The 13162-nt window shown below is 65.8% G+C and carries 12 protein-coding genes; 6 read left to right on the top strand and 6 right to left on the bottom strand.

Annotated elements, in window-relative coordinates; genetic code table 11:
- Positions 1 to 121: 121 nt before the first annotated feature.
- Complete coding sequence (locus tag VW23_RS06610) at positions 122 to 1117, bottom strand: LLM class flavin-dependent oxidoreductase (RefSeq protein ID WP_069908792.1); 996 nt, start codon at positions 1115 to 1117, stop codon at positions 122 to 124.
- 170 nt (positions 1118 to 1287) lie between these two features.
- On the opposite strand from VW23_RS06610, the gene VW23_RS06615 reads away from it, so the two are divergent.
- Both VW23_RS06615 and VW23_RS06620 read left to right on the top strand, forming a co-directional pair.
- Positions 1288 to 1845, top strand: coding sequence for a fasciclin domain-containing protein (locus tag VW23_RS06615; protein ID WP_069908793.1), 558 nt, complete (start codon positions 1288 to 1290; stop codon positions 1843 to 1845).
- A gap of 93 nt (positions 1846 to 1938) precedes the next feature.
- Positions 1939 to 2457: a methyltransferase family protein gene (locus VW23_RS06620; protein ID WP_069908794.1), complete on the top strand. Its 519-nt coding sequence runs from the start codon at positions 1939 to 1941 to the stop codon at positions 2455 to 2457.
- Positions 2458 to 2491: 34 nt separating this feature from the next.
- On the opposite strand, the gene VW23_RS06625 is transcribed toward VW23_RS06620, so the two are convergent.
- From VW23_RS06625 to VW23_RS06640, 4 genes are all read right to left on the bottom strand, one after another.
- Positions 2492 to 4303 carry an ABC transporter ATP-binding protein gene (locus VW23_RS06625; protein ID WP_069908795.1) on the bottom strand — a complete coding sequence of 604 codons (1812 nt, stop codon included), beginning with the start codon at positions 4301 to 4303 and terminating at the stop codon, positions 2492 to 2494.
- Positions 4304 to 4893: 590 nt separating this feature from the next.
- Positions 4894 to 6093, bottom strand: coding sequence for an ammonium transporter (locus VW23_RS06630; RefSeq protein WP_069908796.1), 1200 nt, complete (start codon positions 6091 to 6093; stop codon positions 4894 to 4896).
- Positions 6094 to 6551: 458 nt separating this feature from the next.
- Positions 6552 to 7919 (bottom strand): ammonium transporter, encoded by a 1368-nt coding sequence (locus VW23_RS06635; RefSeq protein ID WP_069908797.1) that lies wholly within the window; start codon positions 7917 to 7919, stop codon positions 6552 to 6554.
- Between the two features lie 26 nt (positions 7920 to 7945).
- Positions 7946 to 8284 carry a P-II family nitrogen regulator gene (locus VW23_RS06640; RefSeq protein WP_055046886.1) on the bottom strand — a complete coding sequence of 113 codons (339 nt, stop codon included), beginning with the start codon at positions 8282 to 8284 and terminating at the stop codon, positions 7946 to 7948.
- A 287-nt stretch (positions 8285 to 8571) separates the two neighbouring features.
- Here VW23_RS06640 and VW23_RS06645 point away from each other — a divergent pair, with 287 nt between their 5' ends.
- Positions 8572 to 9786: an FAD-dependent monooxygenase gene (locus VW23_RS06645; RefSeq protein ID WP_069908798.1), complete on the top strand. Its 1215-nt coding sequence runs from the start codon at positions 8572 to 8574 to the stop codon at positions 9784 to 9786.
- A gap of 239 nt (positions 9787 to 10025) precedes the next feature.
- Here VW23_RS06645 and argC read toward each other — a convergent pair whose 3' ends face one another.
- Positions 10026 to 10976 carry an N-acetyl-gamma-glutamyl-phosphate reductase gene (gene argC / locus VW23_RS06650; protein ID WP_069908799.1) on the bottom strand — a complete coding sequence of 317 codons (951 nt, stop codon included), beginning with the start codon at positions 10974 to 10976 and terminating at the stop codon, positions 10026 to 10028.
- Positions 10977 to 11081: 105 nt separating this feature from the next.
- Here argC and deoD point away from each other — a divergent pair, with 105 nt between their 5' ends.
- The 3 genes from deoD (at position 11082) to VW23_RS06665 (ending at position 12916) form a co-directional block, all read left to right on the top strand.
- On the top strand, positions 11082 to 11795 hold the full coding sequence (deoD, locus tag VW23_RS06655) for a purine-nucleoside phosphorylase (RefSeq protein ID WP_055875224.1): 714 nt from the start codon (positions 11082 to 11084) through the stop codon (positions 11793 to 11795).
- Positions 11792 to 12415, top strand: a complete 624-nt coding sequence (locus VW23_RS06660; RefSeq protein ID WP_069908800.1) for a hypothetical protein — start codon at positions 11792 to 11794, stop codon at positions 12413 to 12415. The genes deoD and VW23_RS06660 overlap by 4 nt, the downstream gene beginning before the upstream one ends.
- Before the next feature lie 213 nt (positions 12416 to 12628).
- Positions 12629 to 12916: a hypothetical protein gene (locus tag VW23_RS06665; RefSeq protein WP_069908801.1), complete on the top strand. Its 288-nt coding sequence runs from the start codon at positions 12629 to 12631 to the stop codon at positions 12914 to 12916.
- Positions 12917 to 13162: the final 246 nt, after the last annotated feature.

Consider the following 13162-nt stretch of genomic DNA (forward strand, 5'->3'; position numbering starts at 1 on the left):
GAGGGGAGGGGTTGGGGGTGGGGGTCCATCGGTGATCACAGGACCACCCCCTCCCTCAATCCCTCCCCTCAAGGGGGAGGGAAGCGCCGACTGAAAGGGTCGGTGCAGAGGCGGAAGTGACCTAGAGGCCGAAGGCCTCGGAAAGCAGGCGGAACGAGCGGAGCCGCAGCTCGTAGTCGTACATGGTGGTGGTGACCATCACCTCGTCGGCGCCGGACTCTTCGACCTTCTTTTCGATCGCCGCCTTCACTGTCGAGGGCGAGCCGACGATCCACAGCGGGCGCTGGCCCTCGATGATGCGGGTCTCGTGCGGGGAATATTGATGCGCCGCCGCTTCTTCCGGCGAGACGAGCTTGCGCACCTGCCCCGAATGGAACAGCGCCCACATCAGCTCCTGCGAGCGGGCAAGGAACTGCGCTTCCTCGTCTGTGGGCGCCACCAGGGCCGAGACGGCGATGATGGCGTGTGGCTTGGGGAAGGCGTCGGTCGGGGTGAAGGCGGCGCGATAGGCGGCAAAGGCTGGGCCGGCTGGAGTGGCGCTGAAATGGGCGGCGAAGGAATAGCCGACGCCCAGCTGTCCGGCGGCCTGGGCGCTGGCGCCGCTCGAGCCGAGCAGGTAGACCGGCGGCAGCTCGACCCGCTCGGGCACCACCATGACCTGGTGGAACGGGTGGTCGGGGGCGAAGTTGGCTTCCTCGAAGGCCAGCATCTCGGCCAGTTCCTGGGCGAAATACTCGCCACCCACCGAACGCAGCGCCTGCAGCGTGCGGCCATCGCTGCCGCCGGCGCGGCCGATGCCGAGATCGATGCGGCCGGGATTGAGGCCGTTGAGGGTGCGGTAGGTCTCGACGACGCGCAACGGCACGTGATTGGGCAGCATGACGCCGCCCGAGCCGACACGGATGCGCGAGGTATTGGCCGCGGCGGTGGCAATCAGCACTTCCGGCGAGGACGAAGCGATCGACGGCATACCGTGATGCTCGGCGTACCAGAGCCGGGTGAAGCCGAGCTCGTCGCCGAGCTTGGCGAGGGCGATGATGTGCCTGAGCGCATCAGGCGTCGACGTGCCTTCGGAGACGGGCGCGAGGTCGAGGATGGAGAGGGGGAGTGTGGTCATCGGGCTCAGGTCGGGAGGAATGGGCGCGATTTCAACCGCTCCGTGGAAATATCCATCGGCATTTGACGATGAAGCTATCCGATCACAAATCGCGCGCCAACAAAACTAATTCGCTGCATGGCCCGTAGCTCTTGGCGCGGGTGGCAAGGGCCGCCCCTTGGGAGACGATCATGCACAACACCCTCCGGACGCTGCTCGCGGTGTCCATCCTGGCGCTCGGCGCCACCACGCTGCCGACGCTCGCTGCCACCAAGATGGTCGGCGGCGCCGCGATGTACGACACCAAGAACATCATCGAGAACGCGGTCAACTCGAAGGATCACACGACGCTGGTCGCGGCGGTGAAGGCCGCGGGCCTCGTCGAGGCGCTGTCCGGCGCCGGCCCGTTCACCGTGTTCGCCCCGGTCAATGCCGCCTTCGCGGCGCTGCCGGCCGGCACCGTCGATACGCTGCTGAAGCCTGAGAACAAGAAGATGCTGGTCAAGATCCTGACCGCGCATGTGGCGGCGGGGTCCTGGTCCTATGAAGATCTGCTCGCCAAGGCCACCGAGGCCGGCGGCAGCTGGGCGTTCAAGACGCTGAGCGGCGATACCCTCACCGCCGTCGCCAAAGGCGGCCGGGTCTATATCGTCGACGAGAGCGGTGGCATCGCCCGCGTCACCATCACCGACGTGAACCAGTCGAACGGCGTGATCCACGTCGTCAACAAGGTCCTGCTGCCGAAGTAACGGCACCCGATTCCGCCTAACTGGGCCCGCTTCGTGCGGGCCCTTTTTCGTTCCAGTCGGACGCGCTAGCCTCCCGGCGAAAGGGAGGGTCGGATGTCTGGCATTGGCGATCGCATCGCACCGATCACCGGCTCGGTGATCTTCCTGTTCGTCGCGCCAGGCGTCGTCGCCGGGTTGATCCCGTACTGGATCTCCGGCTGGCAGGTGGGGCCACCGCTCGGCGGCATCGAGCCCGTGCGCTGGGCCGGTATCCTGCTGTTGCTGCTCGGCGGCGTGCTGCTGGCCGAGACCTTTACCCACTTTGCGCTGCAGGGCCGTGGCACGCCGGCGCCGGTCTATCCGACCGAGACGCTGGTGGTCACCGGCTCGTACCGGTTCGTGCGCAACCCGATGTACGTGGCCGTGGTGTCGCTGATCCTCGGGCAGGCGCTGCTGTTCGGCAGTCTGCCGGTTCTCGCTTATGGCGCGGTGATCTGGCTCACCGTCCACCTGTTCGTCATCAGCTACGAAGAGCCGACGCTGAGTCGCAGCTTTGGCGCGCAGTACGAGCACTACCGGGCCAATGTCCGGCGATGGATCCCTCGGCTGACGCCCTGGACGCCGGGAGAGTGACCCGGCCCGAAGAACCGGACCGGGTCGTGGTTGCTTACTCGGCCGCCTCGAGGCCCTTGATCAGCTCAAGTGCCTGGCGCTCGAACAGCCGGCGGTAGATGCCGCCGTCGCGTTTCACCAGCTGCTCGTGTGTGCCTTCTTCGACCACCTTGCCGCCGTCGAACACCAGCAGGCGATCGAGGGCCCGCACGGTCGAGAGCCGGTGGGCGATGACGATGGTGGTGCGGCCGACCATCAGCCGTTCCATCGCCTGCTGGATCAACAGCTCGCTCTCGCTGTCGAGGCTGGAAGTCGCCTCGTCGAGGATCAGCACGCGCGCGTCCGACAGGAAGGCGCGGGCGATGGCGACGCGCTGGCGCTCGCCGCCCGAGAGCTTGATGCCGCGTTCGCCCACCAGCGTCTCGTAGCCCTTGGGGAGTCTCGCGATGAAATCGTGGGCGTTGGCGAGTTTTGCCGCCTCCTCGATCTGGGCGCGGGTGGCGCCGGGCCGGCCGTAGGCGATGTTCTCGGCCAGCGAGCGGTGGAACAGCACCGGCTCCTGCTGCACGATGGCGATCTGCTGGCGAAGCGAGGCCTGCTGCACGTCGCGGATATCGATGCCATCGATGACGATGCGGCCACCCGAGACGTCGTGCAGGCGCTGGATCAGCTTGACGAAGGTGGTCTTGCCCGAGCCGGAATGGCCGACGAGGCCGACCTTCTCGCCCGGCGCGATATGCACGTCGAGCTGGCGATAGAGCGGCTTCAGATGCACGCCATAGTGGAAATCGACGTGTTCGAAGTCGATGGCGCCGGCCTTGACCGCCATCGGCTTGGCGCCGGGCTTGTCCTCGATGCCGAGCTTCTGGTCGTCGAGCGCCACCAGTTCTTCCATGTCGTTGACGGCACGCTGCAGGTTACGCACGTGCTGGCCGATATCGCGCAGGTACCCCTGCAGCACCAGGAAAGTGGTGATGACGAAGGTCACGTCACCGGCCGTCGCGGCACCGCTCTGCCAGAGCAACAGGCCCGAGCCGATAATGGTGCAGCGCAGCACCCAGAGCATGGTGTTCTGGATGGTGCCGTTGAGCGTGCCGCGGTTCCAGGTGCGCGAGGTGCGTCGGCGCCACTTGTCGACGACGTGGCCGAGACGGGCCTCCTCGCGGTCCTCGGCGCCAAAGCCCTTGACCACGATATTGCAGCTTACCGCATCGGCGAGCGCGCCGCCCATGCGGGTATCCCAGGCATTGGCAAGGCTCGCCGCCGGCGCCACCCACAGGGTCGAGAGGCTGACGGTGACGGCGATGTAGATCAGCGAGCCGACACCGATGACGAGGCCCATCACCGGCCAGAACAGGCTCAGCATCACCGTGGTGCCGACCAGCATCACCAGCGAGGGCAGCAGCGCCATCATGATCACGTCGTTGAGGCTGTCGAGCGCCCACATGCCGCGGGTGATCTTGCGCACGGTGGAGCCGGCAAAGGAGTTGGCGTGCCAATCCGACGAGAAGCGCTGTACCCGGTGGAAGGCGTTCTGGGCGATATCGCTCATCATGCGCAGGGTGAGCGCGATGATGGTCTGGAAGGCCAGTTGGCGGACCAGCACCGAGGCGGCGCCGAGCGCCACGATGACCAGGAAGGCGGTCATCGCGCCGTTCCAGGCGATTTCGTTGGTTGCGGCGCCGCTTGCCACCGCCTCGACCAGCCGACCGGCAAAGAACGGCGTCAGGATGTCGGCGACGGTCTCGATGAAGAACAGGCCCATGATGAGCGCAACGCGCTTGGGCTGCTTGCGCCAGTGTGCGGCGGCGAAGCCGAGCACCTTGCCATAGGCCTGACCACGCTGAGTTTTCTTGGAAGAAGCCATGTCGTTTGTCCGGACGCTGCACGAGGCAGCCATCCGGTCCCGGAAAAGAGCAAAACTGGAAAGAGCCGGAAATCCGGCCGGTTCGAAAGCCGCGCTACTTGATGAAGAGCGCTCTACGGGAATTGGTCCTCAGGGGGACCGCGGGCAACCTAACGGTGCAGACCGGAGGTAAACCCTGCGAGGCGAGGTCGGAATGCTGTCATGTCGCGCCTCCCTGTGGCTGGCTGAACAAAGCAACTCATAGAGAGGTTTTTCAGTGGCGGCAAGCGGGACGGGAGGGGCGCGCTAAGGGACTGGGTCGCGTCCGGCACCGGTCAGCGCCGCGGAAGCAGAGATCTCGGTTTGGCCGCACGCTCCGCAAACGGAGATTCCGGCTTTCGCGGGAATGACTCCGTGGGTCGCCGCCCATTCGATGAGGCCAATCGCGCAGACACTCTAAACGACGAGCGCGATGGCGACTGGCACGAGGATGATCGCGATGATCAAGGCGATCGCCGGAAAATCGATGAACTTTGCCTTGCTCATGAAAGACATGGGACTCTCCTTCCGCTCTCTCAACGAGCGCGGAAGGAGAACCGTTCCCGCCCGGCTCAGAACTCGGGTTCGGCACCGATCGAGTGGATCGACAGGTCGGCGCCGCGACGCTGCTGCTCGTCGCTGAGGCGCACCGGCGCGAAGCGGTTGGACAGCCAGTACAGCACATAGCCGGCGGCGAAAGCGTAAGCGGAGACGGCGAGCGAGCCGACCAGTTGGGTGACGAACGACACCCCGCCCATGCCGCCCAGCGCTTCGAGCCCGAAAATGCCGGCGGCGATGCCGCCCCACAGGCCGCAGAGGCCATGCAGCGGCCAGACGCCGAGCACGTCATCGACCTTGAGCTTCTCCTGGGTCCAAGTGAAGCCCTTGACGAAGATGATGCCGGCCACGGCGCCGACGGCGAGCGCCGCCAGCGGGTGGTAGAGGTCGGAGCCGGCGCAGACGGCGACGAGGCCGGCCAGCGCGCCGTTATGGGTGAAGCCCGGATCGTTGCGGCCGACCACCACGGCGGCGATGATGCCGCCGACCATGGCCATCAGCGAGTTGATGGCGACGAGCCCGGAAACGCCGGCGACCGACTGGGCCGACATGACGTTGAAACCGAACCAGCCGATGCAAAGCAGCCAGGTGCCAAGCGCCAGCCAGGGGATCGAGGAGGGCGCAAACGGCCGGCCGTTCGGGCCGTAGCGGCCGATGCGGGGGCCCATGCGCAGCACAGCGGCGAGCGCCAGCCAGCCACCCAGCGCATGCACCTGGATGGAGCCGGCGAAGTCGTGGAAACGGGCGCCGAAGGTTGCTTCAAGCCAGGCCTGGATGCCGTAATTGGCGTTCCAGACGATGCCCTCGGAGAACGGATAGATCAGCCCGACGATCACGGCAGCAGCAACCACCTGCGGCCAGAACTTGGCCCGCTCGGCGATGCCGCCCGAGATGATGGCGGGGACCGCCGCAGCGAAGGTGGCGAGGAAAAAGAACTTCACCAGGCTGAAGCCCTGCGGGGCAAAGCCGGCGCCGCCGCCCGAGAGCGTTGCGGCGTTGTGAAAGAAGGTGACGCCGTAGGCGATGGAATAGCCGATGACGAAGTAGGCCAGGGTCGAAAAGGCGAAATCGACCAGGATTTTGACCAGCGCGTTGACCTGGTTCTTGCCGCGCACCGTCCCCAGCTCGAGGAAGGCGAAGCCGCCATGCATGGCGAATACCAGGATTGCGCCGACCAGCACAAAGAATACGTCGAGCCCAGCGGACTCAGCCATTGAAGCCTCCCAAGCAAACCCGGCTCGCATCCGGGCTAATTCGGGGGCAAGGCAATCAAGCCGCGTGCCAGTTGAACGGTCGGAAAGAGCGCAGCGACTTCAATGAGTTACGCCGTTGCGCAAAACCCTACCGCTTCGCTGGCAGCAAAGTGCTTAGATTTTGGGCGGTCAACGACCCGGCGCTGCCCAGAAACTGAGCAGCGCGGCAATCGCCTGGCGGAGCGGGTGCCGGTCCCGTTTCCGGGCCCGGACGCCGTTGACCGGGGTGTGCAGCCCACGCGGTTTGCGAGTGGGAAGCCTCTGTGGCGGGCCAAGAGGTACGTGAGCTGCACGCCGCGATCAGCGGGTGGGAACCGGGCCGTAGCCTGTTTCCCGGGGTCGGAGAGTCGAGCCGCAACCCGGCTCTCCGGAGTTGGACGCGGGCGAAGGGGAGGAGGTCCCCGCCCGCGTCGAGAGGATCAGTTGTAGGCGCGCTCGCCGTGGCTCGACAGATCGAGGCCATCGCTTTCGGCCGACTCGGTGACGCGGGCGCCGCCAAACACTGCCTTGACGATGAACATGGCGATCAGTGCCACCACGGCCGACCAGACGATGGCGATACCGACGCCGGTCAGCTGCTTGATGAACTGGCTCCACATCTCGTAGCCGGCCAGCGGGTAACCACCGAAGGTCGGGCTGGCGACGAACGCGGTGCCCAGCGCACCGACAATGCCGCCGACGCCATGGATGCCGAACACGTCGAGCGAGTCGTCATACTTGAACATCGGCTTCAAGGTGACGACGGCCCACAGGCAGACCACACCGGCAATGGCGCCGAGGACGATCGCGCCGATGGTGCCGGCAAAGCCGGCGGCCGGGGTGATGGCGACGAGACCGGCGACGGCACCCGAGGCGAAGCCAAGGAGCGACGCATGACCGCGGCTGAACTTTTCAGCCAGGCCCCATGCCAGGGCCGCGGCGGCCGGAGCCGTGATGGTGTTGAGGAAGGCCTGGGCGGTGAGGCCGTTGGCTTCGAGGTTCGAGCCGGCATTGAAGCCGAACCAGCCGAACCACAGCAGGCCCGCGCCGATGAAGACGAAGGTCAGGTTGTGCGGCGGGATCGGTTCCTTGAGGAAGCCGGTGCGCGGCCCGAGGACGATGGCGGCGACGAGTGCGGCCACACCGGAGTTGATGTGCACCACGGTGCCGCCGGCAAAGTCATAGGCGCCGAGGCCGAACAGGTACCCGGTGCCGGCCCAGACCATGTGGGCGATCGGCAGGTAGGAGAAGGTGAACCAGATGGCGAGGAACAGCATCACGGCGCCGAACTTCATGCGCTCGGCGATACCGCCGACGATGAGGGTGGAGGTGATGCAGGCAAAGGTGAGCTGGAACACCACGAACACCAGTTCGGGCAGCTGGAAGCCGGCCGAGAAGGTGGCGGCGGTCGACTCGATCGTGACGCCCGAGAGGAACAGCTTGGAGAAATCGCCGATGATGGGAGAGAGGCCACCCTCGGTGCCGCCAAAGGCGAGCGTATAGCCGTAGGCCACCCAGAGCAGGGCAATCAGGGCGACGCCGCCGAGCACCTGACTGAGGATCGACAGCACGTTCTTGGAGCGCACCAGGCCGCCGTAGAACAAGGCGAGGCCCGGCACGATCATCACGAAGACGACCATGGTCGAGACCAGCATCCAGGCGGTGTCGCCCTTGTCGATGATGGGGACCACCTCGGCCACGGCTTCAGCGGCCGGCGCCGCGGCATCCTGCGCCAGGGCGGGCAGAGCGAGAGCCAGCGAGGCCAGTGCCGCAGCTCCCAGGACTTTTGACAACTTCAAGTCTGTCATTGGGGTTTCTCCAGAGGATAGCGGCATCAGAGCGCGGCCGCGCCGGTTTCGCCGGTGCGGATGCGGGTGACGGCCAACAGGTCGAGCACGAAGATCTTGCCGTCACCGATGCGGCCCGTCTGGGCGCTCTCGCGGATTGCCGAGACGATGGCGTCGGACTGGGCGTCGTCGACAGCGATCTCGATCTTGAGCTTGGGCAGGAAATGCACGGCATACTCGGTGCCGCGATAGATTTCGGAATGGCCCTTCTGCCGGCCATAGCCTTTGACTTCGGTCACGGTCATGCCGTGGACGTCGAGCGAGTTGAGGGCCTGACGGACCTCCTCCAGGCGCGACGGTTTGATGATTGCAATCACCAGCTTCATGGATGCCCCTTTCGATACGTGTTGGACGGTCTCCAATCGGCTCAAACAGACTCAAGTCGCGTGCCAAACTGCGGCCGCAATCGCCAACCTTATGATTCTATTAAGGAAAAGCAGCGGCAAGTTGCCTAGAGACGATGCAGCTGACCGATCTGCCCAAGGTTCATGCACAGAAGTTGGGCAGAATCGATCGATGTGCTGACACTTTGTGCAGCAGGGCGGCGCGGCAAAGCATCGCCTTGCGTGGCGCGCCGAGACGTCCGACATAGCGACGAAGCGGAGTTTTGCTCATGGCCGACAGCTTTGACATCGTGATCGTGGGCGGCGGGCCGGTGGGCCTCACCATGGCGCTGGCGCTGGGCCGCTCGATGAAGGGTCTTCGCGTCGCCCTGCTTGATCGACGGCCGTTCTCGGTGCCCAAGGATCAGCGCGCTTCGGCGATCGCCGCCGGAGTGCGCCGCATCTTCGTCGAGCTAGGGGTGTGGACCGCGATGGCGATCGGCGCCGAGCCGGTCAAACAGATGAAGATCACCGATTCCGGCAGCGGTGACATTTCGCGGCCGCTGTTCCTGAGTTTTCTGGGCGACGTGGCGCCGGGCGAGCCGTTCGCCCATCTGGTGCCCAACCAGCTGGTGGCCGAGACCTTGCTCGGTGCGCTGGGCGAGGGCGTCGAGATCATCGCGCCGGTGGAGATCACCGGCTTTGCGGCCGAGCCCGGCACGGCCCGGTTGAGCCTTGCCGATGGCCGAAGCATCACGGCGCCGCTGGTGATCGCCTCGGACGGGGCGCAATCGGCGCTGCGGCGGATGGCTGGTATCGAGGTGATCTCGCACGACTACCGGCAATCGGGGCTGGTCACCACCATCACGCACGAACTCGACCATGAAGGCACGGCCTACGAGCATTTTCGGCCGGCCGGGCCATTCGCCAGCCTGCCGCTGCCAGGCCGGCGGTCATCGCTCGTGTGGACCGAGAGCAGCGAGCGGGCGGCGGAGCTGAAGGGCTGGCCGCAGGAGGCGATCGCCGCCGAGATCGAGGCGGTGATGGGTTCGAGCCTCGGGCGCGTGACGCTCGAGGAGGGGCTGCAGGCCTTCCCGCTGCGGCTGCAGATCGCCAGGAGTTTCGTGGCGCCACGGCTGGCGCTGATCGGCGACGCGGCGCATGTGGTGCATCCGGTGGCCGGGCAGGGGCTGAACCTGGGGCTCAAGGATGTGGCGGCGCTGGCCGAGGTGGTGATCGACGCGATCCGGCTCGGGCAGGACCATGGCGCGGCCGACGTGCTGGAGCGCTACCAGCACTGGCGGCGCTTCGACACCGCGCTGATGGCGATGGTAACCGACGGGATGGTGCGGCTGTTCTCGAACGACGTCGCGCCGGTGCGGGCGCTGCGCGATTTCGGCATGGGCGTGGTCGACCGACTGCCGCCGGTCAAGGACCTGCTGATCGCCCGCGCTGCCGGCCTCGACCGCAACGGGCCGAAACTGCTGCGCGGGCTGCAGATTTAGGGGCTGCTCTACTGATCGAGACGGCCCCCTCCCTCGCCATTCGAGCGTAGCTCTCATGGCCTTCTCGCCTCAAATCGCTCCACTGGAGCGATTTGCCCTGCGGGACGGCTCGAAGTCCCCCGTAAAGGGGGAGGTGAAGAGTCGAGGCTATCGCTCGATCGTACCCAAAGCACCGGCGGGGCACCTCCCCCCTTGTGGGGGAGGATGGGAGGGGGCCGTCTGCTGCAGTCGGGACGGCGTCAAGCCGCCAGGCTGGTGTCCGCGGCGACGCCGAGCATCAGGTTGAGGTTCTGCACCGCGGCGCCTGACGCACCCTTGCCGAGATTGTCGTAAACCGCGACCAGCAGCGCCTGGGCCTTGCTGTCATTGGCAAAGACGTGCAGGCGCATGCGGTTGGTGTCGTTGTAGAGTTCGGGGTTGAGCTCGGGGCTGCGCTCGAGATCCGACAGCGGCGCGACATCGACGAAGCTTTGCGGGATCGCCGCAAAGTGGTCGGCGATGGCGGCATGGAGCTCCGCGCCGGTCGGCACCTTGGCAAGGGTCCACAGCTGCAGCGGCACGGCCGTGATCATCCCCTGCCGGAAATTGCCGACGGCGGGCTGGAACAGCGGGGTATGCGCCAGCTTGGCGTATTTCTGCAGCTCGGGCAGGTGCTTGTGCTTGAAGGTGAGGCCATAGAGCGCGAACTCGTTGGCGTCCTCGCCCTTTGCCTCATAGTCCTCGATCATCGACCGGCCGCCGCCGGAATAGCCGGAGATGCCGTTGACGGTAACCGGGAAATCGGCCGGCACGAGGCCGGCTTCGACCAGCGGGCGCAGCGTTGCGATGGCGCCCTGCGGCCAGCAGCCCGGGTTTCCGACCCGCGTGGCATTGGCGATGGCGGCGGACTGCGCCTTGTCCATTTCGGCAAAGCCATAGGCCCAGCCTTCGGCGATGCGGTGTGCGGTCGAGGCATCGATCACCTTGGTGGTGTCGTTCTCGATCAGCGACACGCTCTCCTTCGCCGCGTCGTCGGGCAGGCAGAGGATCGCCACATCGGCGAGGTTCAACAGGCGCTTCCGCTCCTCCAGATCCTTGCGCTTGTCGTGGGCAATGGAGATCACCTCGAGGTCGCGACGACCGGCAAGGCGCTCGCGGATCTGCAGACCCGTGGTACCGGCTTCGCCGTCGATGAAGATTTTCGCGACCATGTGAGGCTCCCAACAAAGGGGGTTAATGCGCGGGACATATAGGGGTTGCGCATGTCATCTGCAAAGGGTTTGGATGGCCGAAACTCAAAACTACGAGAGGCCGAAATGACCCCGCACAATCACGCCAAGCCCGGTGACTATGCCGAAGCGGTGCTGCTGCCCGGCGACCCCTTGCGCGCCAAGTGGATCGCGGAGAACTTCTTCGAAGACGCCAGGCTGGTGAACTCGGTGCGCAACTGCCTCGGCTATACCGGCAGCTGGAAGGGTAAGCCCGTTTCGGTGCAGGCGACCGGCATGGGGCAGGCGTCGCTGTCGATCTATGTGCACGAGCTGATCAACGTTTACGGGTTGCAGAAGCTGATCCGGGTTGGCACCTGCGGCGGACTCAATGCCAAGGTGAAGGTGCGTGACCTGATCATCGCGCAGGGCGCGACGACGGATTCGGCGATCGTCCGCGACGCCTTCACGCCGTTCAACTTCGCGCCGATCGCCGATTTCGGGCTGTTGCGCGACAGCGTCGAGCGGGCCGAGAAGGCCGGGATGCGCTACCACGTGGGCAACATGCTCTCGTCCGACATCTTCTACCACATCGAGCCCGGCCTTACCGGCTATGGCCGGCTGCCGGCGCACGGCATCCTTGGGGTGGAGATGGAAGCGGCGGCGCTCTATACGCTGGCGGCGCGGTTTGATCGCAAGGCGCTGGCCATCTGCACGATGACCGATTGCCTGATCACCCATGCAGAACTCAGCGCCGAGGACCGGCAGTCGTCGCTTCGGGAGATGATCACCCTGGCGCTCGACACCGCGATCGGCGCATGAGCGTCCTCGGCAAACTCGCCTCGGCGCTGGGGCGCAACGACGAGCAGCCCAATGTCGAGCTGGCGGAGGCGCTGGCGGCAAAGCCGGATGCCGCCGCCATCGCCGAACTGACCGGGGCGCTCGCCACCGGCTCGACCGCGGTCTCGAACGACGCCATCAAGGTGCTGTACGAGCTGGGTGAGCGGGCGCCTGAGCTGGTGGCGCCGCATGCCAAGGCGTTCCTGACCCTGCTCGGCGGCAAGAACAACCGCAATGTCTGGGGTGCGTTGCAGGCGATCGAGACGATCACATCGCTGCAGCCCGAGGGGGTGCTGGCCGAGCTGCCGAAGATCATCGCGGCGGCGGACAAGGGTTCGGTGATCGCCAAGGACAAGGCGGTGGCGATCCTCGCAAAACTTGCCGCAGCCGGACATGGCGGCAAGGCGCTGCCGGTGCTGCTCGAGCGCCTCGAGGGTGCGGCGCCGAACCAGTTCCCGATGTATGCCGAGCAGGCGCTGCCAGTGATCGACGCGGCGCATAAAGCGGCATTCGTGCGGCTGCTCGAGGCGCGACTCGCCTCGATCGAGGCGAGCGCCAAGCGGACGCGTGTGGAAAAAGTGCTGCGGCGCGCCCGGGCCTGAGGTCTACAAGAATTGAGGAACGTGCGTCTTGGCAATGCGATCAACCGCTTGGCCAAGTCAATACGCCGCGGCCGTAGCGGGGGCCTGAAGATCGGCTGCCAGAGCCGGCCGCAAGCTGCAATAATTACAAATCAGAAGGGTGCCGAAACGGGCGGAACGGAACCGTCGGACCGGCGTTGGGGGATTAGTTAGGGCATCTGAGGGGAGGCCAGAATGAATACCCACACTCTCATCGAACACCGCGATATCCAGAACTGGGTGACGGCGCGTCATGGCAAGCCGGCTCTGCGCCGCGTTCCCGATCCGAACGGACAGGTACGGGCGAGGCTGGCGCTGAATTTCGCCCGGCCCACGGCGCCGACCGAAACGCCGAGCCAGGACGACGGCATGAGCCCCTGCTCATGGACGGCGTGGCTGGCCGAGCTCGACCGGCAGCACCTGGCATTGCGTGTGGGCGACAAGACGGCGTTCGAGTTCGTCGAGCGGCGTGAGCTGAACTAGGCCACTCACCGTCGAACTGCACCGGGCTTTGGACTTACCACCGGGTCATTCCCGCGAAAGCGGGAACCTCTGTTTCCTCGCCCGCGGCACCATCGCAAACGGAGATCCCCGCTTTCGCGCACTACTGTCCGGGATTTTTGGGTGATGGTGGATTGAGGCTGAGTTCCATCTGTCCTTGCATTGAGTTTGGTCGTCGTCGTGGTGGCTGGAAGGCGTTTAGGACGTTGATCCTGAGCAGGGTACGGA

It is taken from the genome of Devosia insulae DS-56 (assembly GCF_000970465.2).
Classification (GTDB): Bacteria; Pseudomonadota; Alphaproteobacteria; order Rhizobiales; family Devosiaceae; genus Devosia_A; species Devosia_A insulae.

Excerpts from the sequence above, each read along its gene's own strand:
- VW23_RS06640 (WP_055046886.1), bottom strand. The coding sequence starts at position 8,284 with ATGAAGCTGGTGATTGCAATCATCAAACCGTCGCGCCTGGAGGAGGTC.
- VW23_RS06665 (WP_069908801.1), top strand. The coding sequence starts at position 12,629 with ATGAATACCCACACTCTCATCGAACACCGCGATATCCAGAACTGGGTG.
- VW23_RS06615 (WP_069908793.1), top strand. The coding sequence starts at position 1,288 with ATGCACAACACCCTCCGGACGCTGCTCGCGGTGTCCATCCTGGCGCTC.
- VW23_RS06610 (WP_069908792.1), bottom strand. The coding sequence starts at position 1,117 with ATGACCACACTCCCCCTCTCCATCCTCGACCTCGCGCCCGTCTCCGAA.
- VW23_RS06635 (WP_069908797.1), bottom strand. The coding sequence starts at position 7,919 with ATGACAGACTTGAAGTTGTCAAAAGTCCTGGGAGCTGCGGCACTGGCC.
- VW23_RS06620 (WP_069908794.1), top strand. The coding sequence starts at position 1,939 with ATGTCTGGCATTGGCGATCGCATCGCACCGATCACCGGCTCGGTGATC.
- argC (WP_069908799.1), bottom strand. The coding sequence starts at position 10,976 with ATGGTCGCGAAAATCTTCATCGACGGCGAAGCCGGTACCACGGGTCTG.
- VW23_RS06645 (WP_069908798.1), top strand. The coding sequence starts at position 8,572 with ATGGCCGACAGCTTTGACATCGTGATCGTGGGCGGCGGGCCGGTGGGC.
- deoD (WP_055875224.1), top strand. The coding sequence starts at position 11,082 with ATGACCCCGCACAATCACGCCAAGCCCGGTGACTATGCCGAAGCGGTG.
- VW23_RS06625 (WP_069908795.1), bottom strand. The coding sequence starts at position 4,303 with ATGGCTTCTTCCAAGAAAACTCAGCGTGGTCAGGCCTATGGCAAGGTG.
- VW23_RS06660 (WP_069908800.1), top strand. The coding sequence starts at position 11,792 with ATGAGCGTCCTCGGCAAACTCGCCTCGGCGCTGGGGCGCAACGACGAG.
- VW23_RS06630 (WP_069908796.1), bottom strand. The coding sequence starts at position 6,093 with ATGGCTGAGTCCGCTGGGCTCGACGTATTCTTTGTGCTGGTCGGCGCA.